The following is a 16,871-nucleotide window of genomic DNA, read 5'->3' as shown; positions in this document are numbered from 1 at the left end:
CTGGAGATGCAGCGAACCAGCGGAAAGTTTAGCGCAGAAGCCCCCACTGTCGCAAGGCCGGTATCGAGCGAAGGATTGTCTGGTCGCGTCGCGGCCCCGTCGAGATGAGCCCGACCCGGACCCCGGTCAGCCCCTCAATCCGTTCGATATAGGCCCGGCACCTGGCCGGTAGATATTTGTATGAGGTGATGCCGGCAATGCTCTCATTCCAACCCGGCACCTCTTCATAGATCGGTTCGCACGCCTGCAGCACGCCGATTTCGTTCGGAAATTCCCGCAGGGTCTCGCCGCCCCACCGGTAGCCCGTGCAGATCCGGACCGACTCGCAGGCATCCAGGACGTCCAGCTTCATGAGGGCGAGGGCGGAGAGACCGTTGATCCGGGCGCTGTACCGGACGGCCATGGCGTCGAACCAGCCGCAACGCCTCGGACGCCCCGTCGTGGCCCCGAACTCCTGTCCGCGCGTTTGCAGCATCTGACCGATGCCGTCCGTCAGCTCCGTCGGCATCGGCCCCTCGCCGACACGCGTCGTGTAGGCCTTGGTCACGCCGAGGACGCCGTCGATGACCAACGGGCTCACCCCGGTCCCGATGCAGGCGCCTCCGGCCGTCGCGCTCGACGAGGTGACGTAGGGGTAGGTGCCAAGATCGACATCCAGCAGGGTCCCCTGCGCCCCCTCGAACAGGACACGCTTGCCGGTTTTGATCAGGTCGTGAATTACGAGGGAGGTATCCGTCACAAAGCCGCGCACGCGCTCGAACTGTTCGAGTTGCTCCGCCGCCATCTTTTCGTGATCCAACTCCTGCAGTTCCTGATGGTGAGGGAACTGGGCCCGTTTCTCCTCAAGGTTGGTGCGGAGTCGGCCCCGGAACAGTTTCTGGTCGGTCAGATCACCCACCCGGATCCCTGACCTCGCCATCTTATCGACATAGGCCGGCCCGATCCCGCGCCTGGTCGTTCCGATCTGCCGGCCCTCGCGGAGCCGCTCCTGTTCGGCGTCCAGGATCCTATGGTAGGGGAGCACCAGATGGGCGTTCTTGCTGATGAAGAAATTCTCCTCGATCTTGACGTGCAGCGTGCTCAGTTGATCCATCTCCTGAATCAGCGCGGTCAGATCGATCACCACGCCGTTCCCCAGGATGCAGACCCTCCCCTTCCTCAGGACGCCCGACGGGACCAGATGCAGGACAATCTTCTCCTCCCCTACCACAACCGTGTGGCCCGCATTGGTCCCACCCTGATACCGGGCCACCGCGTCGAAATACTCCGAGAGGAGATCAACGATCTTCCCCTTCCCTTCGTCGCCCCACTGCGTCCCGACAACGATTACGTTAGCCATTGCTGATCTCCACGTTCGATCCGGCTGCACAACTGTTCGACCGGGACCCGCTGCTCGGTTCCCGAGTCGATATCCTTGATGAGCAACTCATCGTGAGGCAGATCAGGTAAGCCCAATACGATCGCCCGCCCGATCCCGGACGCTACCGCATACTCAAATGAGCCCTCCAGATCCCGCGTGATGATGTCTCGTGCCGCCGTGTAGCCCTGTTCCCGCAGCAGCCGGGCAATCCGCAGGGCCTGCCGCTTATCGGGATTGAAGTCGATGATCAGGAATCTCCGGCCGGTCGCAGGGGAAGGCCGGTTCTCGGTCGTGATCGCCTCCATGACCTGATCCAGATCGAAGGCAAACCCGGTGGCGGGGCAGGGGTAGCCGAACCCACCGATCAGATCGTCATACCGGCCGCCGCGTGAAATCTCGGAGCCCAAGCCCTGCGCAAAGGCCGCAAAGGTCACGCCGGTGTGATACTCAAACGCCCTCGCCTCGCCGAGATCGATGATCACCTGATCCGCCAGGCCGTACTGCTCCAGCACCTCATAGACCTGGGTCAGGTTGCCGAGCGCCTCTTGCGACCGCCGGTTGGGCGCCAGGTCCCGCGCGCGCGCCAGGACCTCCTTACCTCCATAGAGCATCGGCAGCTCCAATACCGCCCGCTTCGACCTCTCGTCCGCGTCCAGATCCCGCAGCAGCAGCTCGATCTCGACGGTGTCCTTCCTGTCGATGGCCGAAACCAGCGGCCGGCGTCGATCGGCTGTCAGCCCCAGGGCATCGACGAGTCCGCGCACATATTCGATCTGGCCGACATCGATCTGAAAGCGTTGCAGGCCGAGCGCGCGGCAGCCCTCCACCGCCATCGCCACCATCTCGGCATCGGCCTCCGGCCGCTCCAGTCCGATCAGTTCCACGCCAAGCTGGACACACTCGCGCTGTCGACCCGCCTGGGGGGCCTCATCGCGGAAGATCGTGGTCACGTACGAGAGACGTAACGGAAGGGGACGGTGTCGAAGCGTGGTCGCCGCGAGACGCGCCACCTGAGGGGTCGGGTCGTATCGTAACGCGAGCAGGCGACCGGTCTGCCGATCGACAAACTTGACGACCTTGTCGCCGCCCTCCCGGTCCGGCTCGCCCGAGAAGACCTCCAGGTATTCAAACGTCGGGGTGATAACCTCTTGGAATCCCCATCGTTCAAAGACCGTCAGAATGCGGCGCTCAGCCCAACGGCGTAACGCAACCTCCTCCGGCGGGAAGACTCGAACGCCCTTCGGAATCGCGGTCTTTGAAGAGTATTCCATGGGAAGTCAGCGCTCAGCTTTCAGCGGCACCGTAGGGGCGCCGCTTGCTGCGTCCTCGATGGGCAGGGCAAGCCCTGCCCCTACCACACTGACGGCTGGCAGCTGATCGCTGCACTCAGGCCTTCACCAGCTTCACAAAGACGATATTAGGGAGCCGTCGGATTTCATCGATGACATGGGCGGGCACCGGGTTGTCCACATTCACCACCGATACGGCCCGACCGCCCGGCTGCTCACGCCCCAACTGCATGCCGGCGATGTTGACCCGGTTCTTTCCGAGCAGGGTGCCGATCGTCCCGATCACGCCAGGGACATCCAGGTTGGAAAAGATCAGCAGATACCCTTCCGGGATCGCTTCCAGCCGGAATTCGTTAATCCGAACGACCCTGGGCTCCCGACGGCTGAAGAGCGTCCCCGCCACCTCGCTTGTGCCGCGGTCGCCCTTGATCGAGACGGTGATGAGGCTTGTGTAGTCGGCCTCCTCGAGCACCTTGCTTTCAATGAGTCGGATGCCGCGCCCTTTCGCAATGGCCAAGGCGTTGACGTAGTTCACCTCGTCGCCCAGAAACGGATCAAGCGCGCCCTTGACCACCGACGCCGTCAACGGCGCCGGGTCGTAGCCCCCGATTTCTCCGCGGTAATCGATCCGGATCTGCCGGATTCCCCCCTCGGCAAGCTGAGAGGCCAGGCGGCCCAGCTTCTCGGAGAGGGTGAGATACGGCTGAAGCATCTTGTACAGCCCGGGGTCGATCGATGGCGCGTTTACCGCGTTTCTGATCAACCCCTTCTGGAGGTACTCGACGATCTGCTGGGCGATCTCGACGGCGACGTTCTCCTGTGCCTCCTCGCTGGCCGCGCCGATGTGCGGGGTGCAGATGAAGTTGTTGAGCGTCAGTAAGGGGCTACTGGTGGTCGGCTCCTGTTCAAAGACGTCAAAGGCCGCTCCCGCTACCTTGCCCGCCTTCATCGCCTCATGCAGGGCGTCTTCGTCGACGATCCCGCCCCTCGCGCAGTTGACGATCCGTACCCCCGTCTTCATCTGCGCGATAGCCTCGCGATCGATGAGATGGTAGGTCTCCGGGGTGATAGGGGTGTGGATCGTGATGAAATCGGATCGCTGATACAGATCCGGAAGCTCCACCAACTCGACCCCCAGCGCGGTTGCGGTCTCCTCAGAGACAAAGGGATCCGAGACGATGACGCGCATGGCGAACCCCTTGGCGCGTCGGGCCACCTCGCTGCCGATTCGTCCCAGGCCGATGATCCCCAATGTCTTACCGCCCAACTCGACGCTGAGGAACGCGCCCTTCTCCCACCGGCCATCCTTCATCGAGGCGGTGGCCTGCGGGATATTCTTGGCGAGGGACAGCAGGAGGGAAAAGGCGTGCTCAGCCGTGGCCAGGGTATTGCCGCTCGGGGCGTTCATCACCAGGACGCCGCGAGCCGTCGCCGCCTCGACGTCGATATTGTCGACCCCGACGCCCGCCCTCCCGACCGCCTTGAGCCGGTGCGCGGCCCGCAGGATCGGCGCCGTGACCTTGGTGGCGCTCCGGACGATCAGGGCATCGTAGTTGTCGATGCACTCCTGCAGCGCCTCGGGGCTCAACTTGCGCCGTTCGTCGACCTCGAACCCCTCAGCCTGGCGCAGCACCTCAATGCCGCGCGGCGAGAGCCCATCACTGACAAGAATCCGCATCTGTGTTCTCTTAACCGGCCTGAGCCAGCACCTCTTGGGCTGCCCGCACCCCCTCGCCCAACTTGACCGGATAGCCGAGATCGGAAAGGGTCCGTTCCAGCGCCGCCAGGCAGAGGACGACGTCGGATTCGTCGGCATACCCCAGGTGGGCAAGGCGGAAGATCTTCCCCTTAAGCTGTGCCTGCCCCCCGGAAATGGTGATGCCGTGGACGTTCCGAAGCGTCTTCACGATAGCGCCGGCCTCGATACCCTGCGGGGCGGCCACCGCGGTCAGCGCCGGGGTGGGCGGGTCGGCGAACAGTTCAAGCCCCAGCGCCCTGACGCCGGCGCGGGTCGCGCGCGCAAGCCGGTCGTGTCGCGCGAAGAGCGCCGTCAGGCCCTCCGTCCTGATGGCCGCCAGGGACTCGTGAAGCGCCATGACCAGTGAGACCGCCGGGGTGAAGGTGTTCTGGTTCTTCTCCAGACTCTTTCGCTCCGCCTGGAAGTTGAAATAGAACTTCGGCAGGCGGGATTGTCGCACCATCGCCCACGCCTTCTCGGAGACGGCGCAAAAGGCGAGGCCGGGCGGGATCATCAGCCCCTTCTGGGAGCCGCCCACGACGATATCCACCCCCCAGGCATCCATCGGCAGGTCCGCCACCCCCAAGCTCATGATGGCGTCGACGACCAGGATAGCGGGTGTCTTTCCGACGATCCGGGCGATGGCCTCGATGTCGTGCAGGACCCCCGTTGAGCTCTCGGTGTGGGTGGCAAAGACCGCCTTGATGGCCGGATCGGCGGCGAGGGCCGCGGCTACCGTGTCGGGCTCGACCGCCCTCCCCCACTCCACATCGATATACTGCGGCTGCAGGCCGTAGGCCTCGCAGATCTCCCCCCAGCGCTCGCCGAACTTTCCACTTCGGATGACCAGGGCCCGGTCGCCGGGCGAGAGCGTATTGATCACTGCGCCCTCCATCCCGCCGGTACCCGATGAGGTGAACAGCAATACCTCGTTCTTGGTCTGAAAGAGATACCTCAGCCCCTCTCGGACTCGACCCAGCAGGACCTCGTACTCCGGACCACGATGGTACAGGATCGGCCTGGCCATCGCCAGCAGGGCATCCGGAAAGACCGGGGTCGGGCCGGGTGCCAACAGATGTCGCTTTTTCATTATTACCTCTACTATTGTAGGAAAGCCAATACGTCCCGTGAATCCGTGCCGACTATAGCCAATACGGCGCGCGACTGTCAAGGTGAAACCCGGTTCGGGACAGCCGGGCACGCAGCCGCCTACTCCTCCGCCTCCGCCCCTCCCCCGGCGGCGCCCTCCTCCTCCATCGCCTGGTCCATCATCTCATCAAAGTCCTCGCCGACATCCTCGCCCATCTCCTTCCCCATCCGCTTGGCCCAGCGGGCGATACTCTTCGGATCGTTTTCGTCCAGATCGCCGAAATTGCCGGGATCGGCCATCCGCTCAAAGCGACTCTCCTCGGACTTAACCACCGCAAACCGCGACAGCAGCCGCGTCAGCTCCTGACCCCCGCAGCGGGGACACGCAGGCGTCTCGGGATTATTGATATTCCGGACCAGCAGACTCACCCGCTTCCGGCACCCGTTGCAGGCATATTCATAAATCGGCATCGCGCACCCCTATCTTTCCCTTCACACTCATCACCACCCAGCATCGCCAGCGATGGCGTTCCGTAGGGGCGGATTTCACCTCCGCCCCACCGTCTGCCGTAAGCTGTTATCAAATCGCCCCACCCCTGTCAAGCCCCGCCCGCTTCGCGCGGGTTGCGTCATTGCGAGCGCAGCGAAGCAATCTCACCGTTTTGATTTGTTTTTCCCCTCGCCCCCCGATACCCTCTGGGTGCGGAGGCCCTGTGTCCCGTCCAACCTTGACAACTCCTTGCAAAGGCAGGACAATTACCGCGTTTGTTACATAAGTCACGAGCCGGAATAGGCAGACCTGTCTAATCACAGTTAGGTTTCATCATGGCCACGATAGCGAAGCCGTCCGTTCAGTCTCTTCTGATTGAGATGCAATTCAACGGACAACCTTTGTCGACGGGTACCGCGTTTGTTGTGAACACCCCAACACGCGGGCCGCACTTGATAACCAACCGACACAACGTTACGGGACGTCATCAAGAAACTGGCGCTCCACTGTCTAAGACTGGCGGTGTTCCAAGCGACATCGTCATTATCCACAATCGCAAGGGAGCACTAGGCCAATGGGTTCCACGCACGGAATCCCTCTACGTCAACGGAAGCCCTCGGGGGGTCGAAATCCGGGAGGGGCTGCGGCCTGGCAGGAGTATAAGGAAGCTGGAAGCAATGAGCACTCTCACGAAAGACCTCCAAAGTCATTGGGCCAATATCCGCCCCATCCTTACGATTCGCAATGAGCGCGAATACGACCCAGCGATCAAACGGCTCAATGAATTACTGGATGAAATCGGTGATAACGAGCGCCATCCCCTGTTTGGTCTGTTGGATACGCTGGGCACGTTGATCCACGTGTACGAGGAAACGCATCATCCGATGCCTGAATGTACTGGCGCTGAGATACTTCGGTTTTTCATAGAAGAGCATGGATTGAACCAATCGGACTTGTCAGAGATCGGCTCTCAGGGGGTCGTGTCCGAAATCCTGAACGGCAAGCGGGAATTGAATATTCGCCAGATTCGTCTTTTGGCAAAGCGGTTTCAGGTGTCACCCGCCGTGTTCATCTGAACTACACGCCTTTGGCGTCGCTCAACGCCGCGTTCGGAGGTATAATCTGACACTGGGAGAACACGCATGAAGGATTACCACATCAACATCTTCTACAGTGATGAAGACGGCGGCTATATCGCTGATATCCCCGACTTGAAGTTCTGCTCTGCGTTTGGCGAAACCCCGAACGAAGCGCTGGCGGAAGTCCTGAAGACGAAAGCAGCTTGGCTCAAGGCGGCACGAGCAGCCAAGAAGCCCATCCCCAAACCATCCTTTCGACCGGCGATCTATCAGGTGGCGTAACCGGACAGCCCCTGGCGAAATCGCTAGACGAGTTGGTGCAGTATCGCTCGGGGCTGCTGCGCCGTCCCTACGCGTTCTCAATGCGCCTGTGAAGACGACTATTAAGGAGTCTCAACGATGAAAGCGAGCGCTCGGTACGTCAAAATCGTCGAATGGTCGGATGAAGATCAATGCTTTGTTGGGAGTTGTCCGGGGCTGTTGTATGGAGGCTGTCACGGGACCGACGAGTAAGCGGTGTTCGCCAAGTTGTGCGAGATTGTGGACGAAACGATAGAGCTGTACAGGCAGGACGGCAAGCCGCTGCCCCCCGTCACCAGTGGGAAAGACTACGCCAACAAGATGCTCAACGTTGCCTGACTAGACTTCCACACCTGACTGCCGACCACTTGCGATTCGAATTACAGGCCGACCACCTGGCCGACCGATTGTTCCTGCCGAATTGTACGTTGCGGTATAGTGTCACCTGTAGTATCATTTTATTGTGACCACGGCCGCCAAGATTCTCGAGCAAATGAAGGCCAATCCTCGCGATTGGCGAATCGAGAGTCTCAAATCGGTCGCGCACGCGCTTGGGCTTGCCCATCGTCAGCCCCGCGGCAGTCACGTGATCTTTCGTCATCCGAATGGAGCAATGCTCAGCGTGCCAGCCCGACGACCGATCAAGCCCGTTTACGTGAAGAAGTTCGTGCGTTTGATTGAGGAAGGTGTTGCCGAATGAAAAAGTCCGTGATCGAGTACCCATTTGAGATCCACCCTCTCTCGAAGGACGAAGGGGGCGGCTACGCCATTCTTTTTCCAGACCTCCCGGGCTGCCGGTCCGATGGCGCCACACCGGAGGAGGCCATCAAGAATGGGCGTGACGCCCTGGCGTCCTGGCTGGCAGTCGCGCGCGAATTCGGGGACAAGATTCCCAGCCCCTTCTCTGCCGCGAGCGGGCGTTTTGTCCAACGCGTACCGCGTTCGCTGCACGCGCAACTGATTGCGCAGGCCGAGACCGAGGGCGTCTCACTGAACACACTCGTCGTGTCGCTTGTATCTCAAGGTCTTGGACGTCGCCAAGTCACACCCCGTCGTCTAACTGCGCGCTCATCCCAGGCGCGCGCGAGAGCGGTTCGCGCCGGTTAGTACAGGTCAGTAAATGCCTATCTCATGGCATGGAGCATGATCGGCTCATAGGCTCACCGGCCGCCGCCCCTCGCCCTCTCGTGTAACAGAAGATCATCTGATGCCCTGTGCTCATGCTGGAGATCAATCAGCTGAAAATCTAAGGGGTCGAAATGAGGAAGGGGACCCGGTGGGGGCTGATCGCGGGATTGGGCGCGCTGTGTATCGTCGCACAGGTCGGCGCCCAGGATGAGGGCTGGGGCACCCATACCTCTGAATCGGTCCGAGCCTTCCGGAAAAGGTGATCATGTCACCCGAATTGTGGTCGCTCTATGCCCTTATGCTGAAAAGTCGTCTGTTCGAAGAGGCCATTGCCAAGCTCTGGCATGACGGCCTGATCTCGGGCGAGATGCACCTGGGAACGGGCGAAGAGGCGATCATCGCAGGCGTTGTGAGCCAACTGCAGGACGGCGACGCCATGGCATTGGATCATCGGGGCACTGCGGCGCTGCTTATGCGCGGCGTCGACCCCGTCTTGATCCTGCGTGAACTGCTCGGTTATCCTGACGGACTGTGCGGCGGCATGGGCGGGCATATGCACCTGTTGTCGAAAGCGCACCTGGCCGCTTCTTCCGGAATCGTCGGCGCAACCGGACCGGCCGCCGTTGGTTTCGCACTCGCGGCGCAATACCAGCGCCCAGGCACGATCGCCGTGGCCTTCTTCGGCGAAGGGGCGGTGAACCAGGGGATGTTGATGGAATCGATGAACCTGGCATCAGTCTGGCAGTTGCCGGTGTTATTTATCTGCAAGGACGACGGCTGGGCCATCACCACTCAATCCGACACCGTGACCGCCGGTAATGTGATCGAACGCGCCCGCGGATTGGGTATCCCCGCCGTCGACGTTGACGGCGGCAATGTATCGGACGTGTGGGAGGCTGCCCATTCGGCCATCGAACGCGCCCGTTCCGGCCGGGGACCGACCTTCTTACACGCGCGATGCGTGCACATCGAAGGGCACTTTTTGGGCTTTCATCTGTTGAGGGTCGTGCGCGATCCGCTCAGAGAACTACCCACTATCGTTAGCCCGCTTACGCGTTCGTTGTTGCGTCCCGGCGGGGCGGCGTGGCGCGAACGACTGGCAGGTCTGAAGGCCGTGTGCGCAGCGGTACTCTCAACATTGCGCGATCCGCGTCGAGATTCGGCGCATGATCCGGTCTGCCGGGTACGCACCACCATGCAGTCCGACCCGCCACACCTACAGGAGCTGGAAGAGCGGGTTGAACAAGAGATCGGCGATGTACTCTCGACTGCGCTGGCGCAGGTACCTCCATGAGGACCATGTGTTTTACACAGGCCATTGATGATGCGCTTACCCAGGCCATGGCAGACGACCCGCGCATTCTCGTGTTTGGCGAAGATACCCCATTGCTGCGACGTGACCTGCTGGCGCGATTCGGCCCCGCACGGGTTCGAGGAACCCCCATCAGCGAAGGCGCCTTTCTGGGGGCCGCCGTGTCTGCGGCCATGGCCGGTTTACGTCCGGTGGTAGAGGTCTATATGGTGGATTTTCTCGGGGTCTGCATGGATGCCGTGCTCAACCATGCCGCCAAGATCAAGACGTTTTCAGGCGGCACATGGACAGCGCCGGTCGTGGTGCGTGCACCGTGCGGCGGCGGGTACGGCGACGGGGGACAGCACGAGCAGTCGCTATGGGGCTGGCTGGCACATATCCCGGGGCTCACCGTCCTGGTTCCATCCACGCCAGCCGATGCTGGGGGGCTGATGCTGGCTGCGCTGCAGCACGATGGGCCGGTGATCTTCCTCGAGCACAAACTCCTCTCGGAAACCTGGCTGGAGTTTCTCGGTTCTGGTGGCCGACGGACGGTTCAGTACGAAGTTCCTGTAGAGGGCGCAAAAGGGGCTGTGCCTCAAAGGTGGGAGCCCCTTCCCATCGGGAAGGCCGTGCTGCGCCGGACAGGGAGCGACATCGCCATCGTCAGCGTGGGCGTGGGGGTACATCGCGCAACAGAGGCGGCACGGGCCCTTGAGTCGGAAGGTATCTCCGCGGCTGTACTGGACCTGCGCACCGTCTCTCCGTTGGACAAGACAGCCGTTCGTGATATGGTCGCACAAACCGGGCGTTTGTTGGTTGTAGACGAAGACTATGAGGGCTTTGGCCTTTCGGGGGAATTGTCGGCAGTGGTGTTGGAGGCGGGTCTCACCTGCACGTACGCGCGTGTCTGTACGCAGACGACGATCCCCTATACCCGCCGTCTGGAAGACCAGGTACTGCCAAATTCGTCGCGCATCTGTGCCGCCGCCAGGCAGCTTGTGTCGTCATGATCACAACCGCATGTCGACAAGAAAAGATCGGCGGTTGCCGTCATGGCGGCCGGTCACTACGAGGTCATCGCACACCTTGACAACTCCCCCCAAAGACGAGAGAATCGCCATGATCCTTCGATATTTCACGGGTCGCGATAATATTGATATACAGAACGGTCGAGCGACCGTTACGCCCATCCCACCTCATACTGGAGTGAAGGAGGCATGCCCTGATGGAAGTGCTTCGTTGGCTGGTCCCGTTACTGGCACTGATAGCGATCGTAGTGGTGGGCGGGCGCGCCCTTTTATCGTTACGGTCGTCAAGACGCTCTGAGCAGCCTTTGATCTGCACCGCCTGCGGCGCGCAGACCGACACACCTCAAACCAAGACCAGAGGCTTATTCGCGATCGAGATTGTGTTGTGGTTGGCGCTCGTCATTCCGGGCCTGCTCTACAGCCTGTGGCGTCAAACAACTCGCCAGACAGTGTGCCCCACATGTGGAAGCGCGACGCTGATTCTGGCGAACTCGCCGGACGGACGCAAGCTCGCCGCGCGGTTTTCCGGGGGAAAGGGCTGAGGGCTCGGAACCGCAATCATACGAACCAGCACGGTATACTGACACATTCGGCCGATTTATTGTAAGGAGTGGCTGATGGCGATCCACTGCCCCAAGTGCAACCAGGAACGGGAGTTTCCGCCGAAGACGTCGTTCATTTACTCTATCATGTACTCTATCGTGACCTCGGGACCCTTCGGCGAGATGCTCAAACCCCTACCCCTCTTCCGCCGGTGTGAAGGTTGCGGACTCAAGTTTACGGACGCGCTGGCAACGCTCCAAAGACAGGGGGGTGGTGAGTAACGTTGAGTGCTGCGATCCTGCCGCACCGATTGACAGCGGACAGATTATCGCAGAGCCTGAGGTGCGCAGGGCCGGATTCTGGATTCGGCTGGCTGCGTGGGTTGTCGATTGTGTCTGCCTCTTTCTGGTCACTACCGCACTGACCTTTGCCGCACTGACCACCATCTATCTCGGCGGTCAGTTGGGTGGCGAGATCAATGATCAGGTGATCGCGTTGGCGGGGTATACCAGCGCCGCCATCGTCCTGTTGAGCGGGGTGGCCTATTTTACCCTCTTTATCGGATCGTGCGGCCAGACCCCTGGCAAGATGCTCTGCCGCCTCAAGGTTATCCGACTTGATGGTCTGGAGATGACCTATGGCAGGGCATGGCTTCGCGCGCAGGGATGGATGCTTTCGTTTCTGCTGTTTGGCCTCGGCTTTCTGCTGATTGCGTGTAGCCGCCACAAACGTGCCCTGCACGATATCCTGGCAGGGACGGTCGTCATCCGACTCCCACACGCGTCCTCATCGTGATGCAGTTTTAACCTTGACAAGGGGCGGCAAGGGGGCTATTTTTAAGCGCTACGAAGGGAGTTGTATCAAGTGTTTGAAGGACTTACAGAACGTTTAGGTCTGGTCCTGAAAAAGCTTCGTGGCCACGGGCGGCTCAGCGAGGAGAATATCGCCGAGGCGCTTCGAGAGGTGCGGCTCGCGCTGCTCGAGGCCGATGTCAACTTCAAGGTGGTCAAGGGGTTCATCGAGCGCGTCCGTGAGCGGGCTGTCGGCCGTGACGTCTTAGAGAGCCTGACCCCCGGACAACAGGTCGTCAAGGTCGTCTACGAAGAGTTGGTCGAGGTGCTCGGCAAGACACGCGCCCCGCTGACCTATGCGTCCGAGCCCCCGACGACCATCATGCTGGTCGGACTGCATGGCTCCGGCAAGACGACGACGTCGGCCAAGCTGGCCCGATGGTTCGTGTCGGAGGGGCGGTCGCCGCTCCTGGTGGCGGCAGACACGGTCAGGCCGGCGGCCAGGGAGCAGCTTCAGACCCTGGGACGGGCCCTCAGCGTCCCGGTCTACGCCGGACCCGGCTCTGCGCTGCAGGTCTGCCAGGAGGCGAGGCGGCTGGCGAAGGAGCGCGGGCACAATCCGGTCATTCTGGACACCTCCGGGCGGCTCCATATCGATGAGCCGCTGATGCAGGAGCTGGTGGCGATCGCAGCGGCCACCGCGCCGACCGAACGGCTGATGGTGGCCGACGCCATGACCGGACAGGATGCGGTCAACTCCGCCCTCCGGTTCAACGCGGATCTGGACCTGACCGGGTTCATTCTGACCAAGTTGGATGGTGATTCCCGAGGCGGCGCGGCACTCTCGATCCGGTCGGTGACGGGAAAGCCGATCAAGTTCATCGGCGTCGGCGAGAAACCGGACGCCCTGGAACCGTTCCACCCCGAACGACTGGCGTCCCGGATCCTCGGGATGGGCGACATCCTGACCCTTGTGGAAAAGGCGCAGGCGAGGGTCGATCAGAAACAGGCCCAGGAGTTGGTCAGGAAGGTTCGCGCCGAGGGCTTTACGCTGGAAGACTTCCGCCTGCAGCTCCAGCAACTGAAGGACATCGGACCCCTCGATCAGGTCATGGAGATGATCCCGGGGTTGTCGCGGCACAAGGGTCTGGCTGATAGCGTTTCGGCAGAGCGGGAGTTCAAGCAGGCCGAGGCGATTATCAACTCCATGACGCGGAAGGAGCGGGAGGTTCCCGAGATTCTGAATGGGAGCCGCCGCCGCCGGGTTGCCGCCGGAAGCGGGACATCGGTGGCGGACGTGAACCGTATGCTGAAACAGTTCACCCAGGCCAGGAAACTGATGAAACATGTCATGCCTGGGGGTAGCGGGGCGAAGGCAAGAATGGCGAGGCGCCTTCGGTCCTTCATGGGTGTATGAAGTCGGATCGATGAGAGGGAGATAACGATGGCAGTCAAGATCAAATTGCGGCGGATGGGGGCAAAGAAGCACCCCTTCTATCGCCTGGTGGTGGGAGACGAGCCCGTCGCGGCGGGCGGCAAGGCGCTGGAGACCCTGGGCACCTACGATCCTCACGGAGAGCCGCCTGCGCTCTCTGTGCAGGCCGAACGCGCACTACATTGGCTGCAACGGGGTGCGGAGCCGACCGACAGCGCCCGGCAGCTCTTACGGCGCGCCGGTGTCATGCGGCAACTGGCCGAGCTGAAGGGCGCAGCCAAGGGTCGGTAACGCAGAAGTCGTGAGGCCAACGCGCCGGAAGGAGGACACATGGAAGGCGGTCCGTCGGTTCCGAATCAGAGTTCCATGGAGGAAGCACTGGCGCTGAAAGAGCTGGTGGAACGGATGGCCAAGGCGCTGGTGGACAGTCCGGATCAGGTGACCGTCGAGACGGCAGAAGAGGACAACGCAATGGTCCTCCGCCTGCGGGTCGCCTCCTCCGACGTCGGCAGGGTCATCGGAAAGCAAGGCCGGACGGCCAAGGCGATGCGCACCGTACTGCACGCCATTGCCGCCAGGTCAAAGCGCCGGGCGATTCTGGAGATCCTGGAATAGCGAATGGCCGAACAGCACCTCGCGCTGGGCAAGGTGGTCAAGGCGTGGGGGCTCAAGGGGGAATTGAAGGTCCAGCCGTACGCCGACTCGATCGAGATGGTCGCCGAGATCTCGCCCCTGTACCTCAAGCGCGCCGGGGGCGATCTCGCTGAGTACGCTGTCGAGCGGGTGCGGCGGTCCGGCCCGGCCTGGATCGTCCAGTTGCGAGGCGTGCAGACCGTTGAGCACGCGGAGCAACTGGTCGGGCGTGAACTGCTCATTCCCAGATCGGCTGCCCCAACCCTTCCAGAAGGGAGTTATTATCACGCCGATCTCATCGACCTTCGAGTCGTGACAGAAGAAGGGCGAGAGCTCGGACAGATCGCCGAAATCCTGGAGACGGGCGCCAACGACGTGTACGTCGTCCGTGGCGAAGGTTCGGAATGGCTGCTGCCTGCGACCAGAGAGGTTGTGAGACGGGTTGATCTTGCACAGGGGATGATGGTGGTCCGTCTCCTGGAGGGGATGATCGAAGCTGAGGCGGTATGATATCCTGACCCTCTTCCCTGGTTTTTTTCAGGGGCCGCTGTCGGAAAGCATCCTGAAGCGAGCGCAGCAGCGCAGCATCGTACAGATCACCGTTCACGACCTTCGAAGCTATGCCCATGATCGCCACGCCGTTGTGGACGATCGGCCGTACGGCGGCGGCGCCGGGATGGTGCTCAAGCCCGAGCCGATCCTCGAGGCGGTTACGAGCGTGCGCCAAGGGTCAGAGACCCATCTGATTCTCCTAACCCCGCAGGGTCGGCCATTCAAGCAGGCGATTGCCCAGGAGCTTGCCGAGCACCAGCGCCTGCTGCTGATCTGTGGCCGGTACGAGGGGTTCGACGAACGGGTGAGAGAGCTCCTGACCCCCGATGAGATCTCCATCGGTGACTACGTCCTGACGGGTGGGGAGCTGCCGGCCCTCGTGCTCCTGGATACGGTGATCCGGCTGCTACCCGGCGTACTGGGCGATGAAGACTCGGCTCGGTATGATTCATTTGTGGACGCATTGTTGGACTTTCCCCACTACACGCGGCCGCCGAGTGTGCAGGGGCGTACGGTTCCGGACGTGCTGCTGTCCGGCGACCACGAGCGGATCAGGCGCTGGCGTCGGAAGGAGGCGCTTCGGCGCACAAAGGTGCGGCGGCCCGATCTTTTGCGGCACGCACCCTTGAGCGAAGAGGATCTCAGGCTTCTGGAGGAGATCGAAAAAGAGGACGAGTTCGGTTAGGTAACTGAAGGTGTAACGGGCGCGATGTGCGCACCTCGTATATCCTGATATGTTGGAGGCTGAATCATGAATGTCATCAGAAGCGTCGAAACACCCTCGTTGAAGGGGGAGATTCCCAGCTTTTCGCCGGGCGATACGATCAAGGTGCAGGTGAAGGTGCGGGAAGGGGATAAGGAACGACTCCAGGCATTTGAGGGGGTCGTCATTCGTAAACGCGGGAGCGGCTTGGGTGCCACGTTTACGGTCCGCAAGGTGACCTACGGTGTCGGGGTCGAGCGTATCTTCCCTGTCCATTCCCCCATGATCGAGAAGGTCGAGTGCGTCAGACGGGGTCGTGTTCGTCGGGCCAAGCTCTACTACCTGCGAAAGCTGAGGGGCAAGGCTGCGCGTATCTCCGAGCGCAAGCTGACGTAACGAAGATCGCCGCGTCGCCGCCTGGAGAGGTGGAAGCCTGCCTTCGCGCTGACGGACATCGGCTTATCGCGGGGGTTGATGAGGTTGGGCGCGGGTCGCTGGCCGGGCCTGTCGTCGCAGCCGCAGTGATCCTGCCCCCGACCTGTGCGATTCAGGGGGTGCGCGACTCCAAACTTCTCAGCGCGCGACGGCGCGAGCAGCTCGATGCCGCGATCAGGGCCGAAGCGACGGCCGTGGGCTTCGGCGTCGTTCAGGAGGAGATGATCGATGCCCTTAATATCCTCCAGGCGACCATGCTGGCGATGCAGCTCGCCATCGACGCCTTGAATCCACCCCCCGGTTTCGTCCTGATCGACGGCAACCAATCCCCCTGCTGCGCCATTCCTCATCGAGTGATCCCTTCCGGAGACCGTCTCTGTTTCTCTATCTCGGCAGCATCCATTCTGGCCAAGGTGGCCCGAGACCGGATTATGCTGGCGTACGATCTGGCTCTTCCACACTACGGTTTCGGCCGACATAAAGGGTACGGGACCTCGGAACATCTGTCGGCTGTTGCGCAATTCGGCGTGAGCCCTATTCACCGGAAGAGCTTCAAGGGCGTTCGGGAATACGTATGACGGAGACCCAACGATGACAACCGGGCGATCGGCGCTTGGAACGGAAGGGGAGCGCGCGGCAAAGGCGTATCTGCAGACCAAAGGGTTCCGCATCCTCCACGAAAACTACGTCACCCCGCTGGGCGAGATCGATCTGATTGCGCAGGAGAAAGACGTACTGGTGTTTGTGGAGGTGAAGACCCGCACCTCCAACGAGTTTGGTCCGCCGCAGGCCTCGGTCACGCCACGGAAGCAACATCAGATCGTCAAGGTGGCGGAACTGTTCTTGCAGCGCCATCGATCGTCCGGGTCCGCCTGCCGCTTCGATGTCGTCGCGGTTACGTTTCCCGGGGGCCAGGCAGGAGCGCCTGAGATCCTCCTGATCCGGGATGCCTTCAGCAGCGAGGGGACCACCATCTTTTAAGGG

General features: G+C 61.7%; 21 protein-coding genes and 1 pseudogene. 17 read left to right on the top strand and 5 right to left on the bottom strand.

Going from position 1 to position 16,871, the window contains the following annotated elements; translation table 11 throughout:
• Window positions 1-28: 28 nt before the first annotated feature.
• The 5 genes from C3F12_04325 to C3F12_04305 all read right to left on the bottom strand — a co-directional run bounded on the left by C3F12_04325 (window position 29) and on the right by C3F12_04305 (window position 5,947).
• Window positions 29-1,339, bottom strand: coding sequence for an adenylosuccinate synthase (locus tag C3F12_04325; protein ID PWB47587.1), 1,311 nt, complete (start codon window positions 1,337-1,339; stop codon window positions 29-31).
• Window positions 1,327-2,631 (bottom strand): ATP phosphoribosyltransferase regulatory subunit, encoded by a 1,305-nt coding sequence (hisZ, locus tag C3F12_04320; protein ID PWB47211.1) that lies wholly within the window; start codon window positions 2,629-2,631, stop codon window positions 1,327-1,329. Before hisZ ends, C3F12_04325 begins: the two co-directional genes overlap by 13 nt.
• Before the next feature lie 115 nt (window positions 2,632-2,746).
• Window positions 2,747-4,327: a phosphoglycerate dehydrogenase gene (locus C3F12_04315; protein ID PWB47210.1), complete on the bottom strand. Its 1,581-nt coding sequence runs from the start codon at window positions 4,325-4,327 to the stop codon at window positions 2,747-2,749.
• A 10-nt stretch (window positions 4,328-4,337) separates the two neighbouring features.
• Complete coding sequence (locus tag C3F12_04310) at window positions 4,338-5,477, bottom strand: aminotransferase (protein ID PWB47209.1); 1,140 nt, start codon at window positions 5,475-5,477, stop codon at window positions 4,338-4,340.
• 119 nt (window positions 5,478-5,596) lie between these two features.
• Window positions 5,597-5,947: an FmdB family transcriptional regulator gene (locus C3F12_04305; protein PWB47208.1), complete on the bottom strand. Its 351-nt coding sequence runs from the start codon at window positions 5,945-5,947 to the stop codon at window positions 5,597-5,599.
• Between the two features lie 696 nt (window positions 5,948-6,643).
• Here C3F12_04305 and C3F12_04300 point away from each other — a divergent pair.
• From C3F12_04300 to C3F12_04220, 17 genes and pseudogenes are all read left to right on the top strand, one after another.
• Window positions 6,644-7,042 (top strand): transcriptional regulator, encoded by a 399-nt coding sequence (locus C3F12_04300; GenBank protein PWB47207.1) that lies wholly within the window; start codon window positions 6,644-6,646, stop codon window positions 7,040-7,042.
• Between the two features lie 66 nt (window positions 7,043-7,108).
• Complete coding sequence (locus tag C3F12_04295) at window positions 7,109-7,327, top strand: type II toxin-antitoxin system HicB family antitoxin (protein PWB47206.1); 219 nt, start codon at window positions 7,109-7,111, stop codon at window positions 7,325-7,327.
• 117 nt (window positions 7,328-7,444) lie between these two features.
• Window positions 7,445-7,684 (top strand): annotated as a pseudogene (locus tag C3F12_04290) (hypothetical protein).
• Between the two features lie 124 nt (window positions 7,685-7,808).
• Complete coding sequence (locus tag C3F12_04285; protein PWB47205.1) at window positions 7,809-8,045, top strand: hypothetical protein; 237 nt, start codon at window positions 7,809-7,811, stop codon at window positions 8,043-8,045.
• Complete coding sequence (locus C3F12_04280) at window positions 8,042-8,452, top strand: toxin-antitoxin system HicB family antitoxin (GenBank protein PWB47204.1); 411 nt, start codon at window positions 8,042-8,044, stop codon at window positions 8,450-8,452. The genes C3F12_04285 and C3F12_04280 overlap by 4 nt, the downstream gene beginning before the upstream one ends.
• 286 nt (window positions 8,453-8,738) lie before the next feature.
• Window positions 8,739-9,767, top strand: a complete 1,029-nt coding sequence (locus C3F12_04275; GenBank protein PWB47203.1) for a pyruvate dehydrogenase — start codon at window positions 8,739-8,741, stop codon at window positions 9,765-9,767.
• Complete coding sequence (locus C3F12_04270; protein PWB47202.1) at window positions 9,764-10,777, top strand: pyruvate dehydrogenase; 1,014 nt, start codon at window positions 9,764-9,766, stop codon at window positions 10,775-10,777. The genes C3F12_04275 and C3F12_04270 overlap by 4 nt, the downstream gene beginning before the upstream one ends.
• Window positions 10,778-10,992: 215 nt before the next feature.
• Window positions 10,993-11,337, top strand: a complete 345-nt coding sequence (locus tag C3F12_04265) for a hypothetical protein (GenBank protein ID PWB47201.1) — start codon at window positions 10,993-10,995, stop codon at window positions 11,335-11,337.
• A 214-nt stretch (window positions 11,338-11,551) separates the two neighbouring features.
• On the top strand, window positions 11,552-12,133 hold the full coding sequence (locus C3F12_04260; protein ID PWB47200.1) for a hypothetical protein: 582 nt from the start codon (window positions 11,552-11,554) through the stop codon (window positions 12,131-12,133).
• A 69-nt stretch (window positions 12,134-12,202) separates the two neighbouring features.
• A complete protein-coding gene (locus C3F12_04255; GenBank protein PWB47199.1) occupies window positions 12,203-13,546 on the top strand; it encodes a signal recognition particle protein in 1,344 nt (447 codons plus the stop codon).
• A gap of 27 nt (window positions 13,547-13,573) precedes the next feature.
• The gene (gene rpsP / locus C3F12_04250; protein ID PWB47198.1) at window positions 13,574-13,855 is read left to right on the top strand and encodes a 30S ribosomal protein S16; all 282 of its coding nucleotides are present in this window, start codon (window positions 13,574-13,576) and stop codon (window positions 13,853-13,855) included.
• Between the two features lie 75 nt (window positions 13,856-13,930).
• Window positions 13,931-14,179 carry an RNA-binding protein gene (locus C3F12_04245; GenBank protein ID PWB47586.1) on the top strand — a complete coding sequence of 83 codons (249 nt, stop codon included), beginning with the start codon at window positions 13,931-13,933 and terminating at the stop codon, window positions 14,177-14,179.
• A gap of 3 nt (window positions 14,180-14,182) precedes the next feature.
• On the top strand, window positions 14,183-14,707 hold the full coding sequence (gene rimM / locus C3F12_04240) for a 16S rRNA processing protein RimM (protein ID PWB47197.1): 525 nt from the start codon (window positions 14,183-14,185) through the stop codon (window positions 14,705-14,707).
• Window positions 14,694-15,434 (top strand): tRNA (guanosine(37)-N1)-methyltransferase TrmD, encoded by a 741-nt coding sequence (locus C3F12_04235; GenBank protein PWB47196.1) that lies wholly within the window; start codon window positions 14,694-14,696, stop codon window positions 15,432-15,434. The genes rimM and C3F12_04235 overlap by 14 nt, the downstream gene beginning before the upstream one ends.
• Window positions 15,435-15,500: 66 nt before the next feature.
• Window positions 15,501-15,848 (top strand): 50S ribosomal protein L19, encoded by a 348-nt coding sequence (locus C3F12_04230; GenBank protein PWB47195.1) that lies wholly within the window; start codon window positions 15,501-15,503, stop codon window positions 15,846-15,848.
• 29 nt (window positions 15,849-15,877) lie between these two features.
• On the top strand, window positions 15,878-16,465 hold the full coding sequence (locus C3F12_04225; protein PWB47194.1) for a ribonuclease HII: 588 nt from the start codon (window positions 15,878-15,880) through the stop codon (window positions 16,463-16,465).
• 13 nt (window positions 16,466-16,478) lie between these two features.
• A complete protein-coding gene (locus C3F12_04220; protein ID PWB47193.1) occupies window positions 16,479-16,868 on the top strand; it encodes a YraN family protein in 390 nt (129 codons plus the stop codon).
• Window positions 16,869-16,871: the final 3 nt, after the last annotated feature.

The sequence above is a fragment of the Candidatus Methylomirabilota bacterium genome (assembly GCA_003104975.1).
In the GTDB taxonomy this organism is placed as follows: Bacteria; Methylomirabilota; Methylomirabilia; order Methylomirabilales; family Methylomirabilaceae; genus Methylomirabilis.
The sequence above is the reverse complement of the archived record's forward strand: the minus strand, read 5'-3'. Positions and strand labels throughout refer to the sequence as shown.

Excerpts from the sequence above, each read along its gene's own strand:
- C3F12_04310 (PWB47209.1), bottom strand. The coding sequence starts at position 5,477 with ATGAAAAAGCGACATCTGTTGGCACCCGGCCCGACCCCGGTCTTTCCG.
- C3F12_04245 (PWB47586.1), top strand. The coding sequence starts at position 13,931 with ATGGAGGAAGCACTGGCGCTGAAAGAGCTGGTGGAACGGATGGCCAAG.
- hisZ (PWB47211.1), bottom strand. The coding sequence starts at position 2,631 with ATGGAATACTCTTCAAAGACCGCGATTCCGAAGGGCGTTCGAGTCTTC.
- C3F12_04325 (PWB47587.1), bottom strand. The coding sequence starts at position 1,339 with ATGGCTAACGTAATCGTTGTCGGGACGCAGTGGGGCGACGAAGGGAAG.
- C3F12_04220 (PWB47193.1), top strand. The coding sequence starts at position 16,479 with ATGACAACCGGGCGATCGGCGCTTGGAACGGAAGGGGAGCGCGCGGCA.
- rpsP (PWB47198.1), top strand. The coding sequence starts at position 13,574 with ATGGCAGTCAAGATCAAATTGCGGCGGATGGGGGCAAAGAAGCACCCC.
- C3F12_04230 (PWB47195.1), top strand. The coding sequence starts at position 15,501 with ATGAATGTCATCAGAAGCGTCGAAACACCCTCGTTGAAGGGGGAGATT.
- C3F12_04265 (PWB47201.1), top strand. The coding sequence starts at position 10,993 with ATGGAAGTGCTTCGTTGGCTGGTCCCGTTACTGGCACTGATAGCGATC.
- C3F12_04280 (PWB47204.1), top strand. The coding sequence starts at position 8,042 with ATGAAAAAGTCCGTGATCGAGTACCCATTTGAGATCCACCCTCTCTCG.
- C3F12_04305 (PWB47208.1), bottom strand. The coding sequence starts at position 5,947 with ATGCCGATTTATGAATATGCCTGCAACGGGTGCCGGAAGCGGGTGAGT.
- C3F12_04270 (PWB47202.1), top strand. The coding sequence starts at position 9,764 with ATGAGGACCATGTGTTTTACACAGGCCATTGATGATGCGCTTACCCAG.
- rimM (PWB47197.1), top strand. The coding sequence starts at position 14,183 with ATGGCCGAACAGCACCTCGCGCTGGGCAAGGTGGTCAAGGCGTGGGGG.
- C3F12_04300 (PWB47207.1), top strand. The coding sequence starts at position 6,644 with ATGAGCACTCTCACGAAAGACCTCCAAAGTCATTGGGCCAATATCCGC.
- C3F12_04295 (PWB47206.1), top strand. The coding sequence starts at position 7,109 with ATGAAGGATTACCACATCAACATCTTCTACAGTGATGAAGACGGCGGC.
- C3F12_04315 (PWB47210.1), bottom strand. The coding sequence starts at position 4,327 with ATGCGGATTCTTGTCAGTGATGGGCTCTCGCCGCGCGGCATTGAGGTG.
- C3F12_04275 (PWB47203.1), top strand. The coding sequence starts at position 8,739 with ATGTCACCCGAATTGTGGTCGCTCTATGCCCTTATGCTGAAAAGTCGT.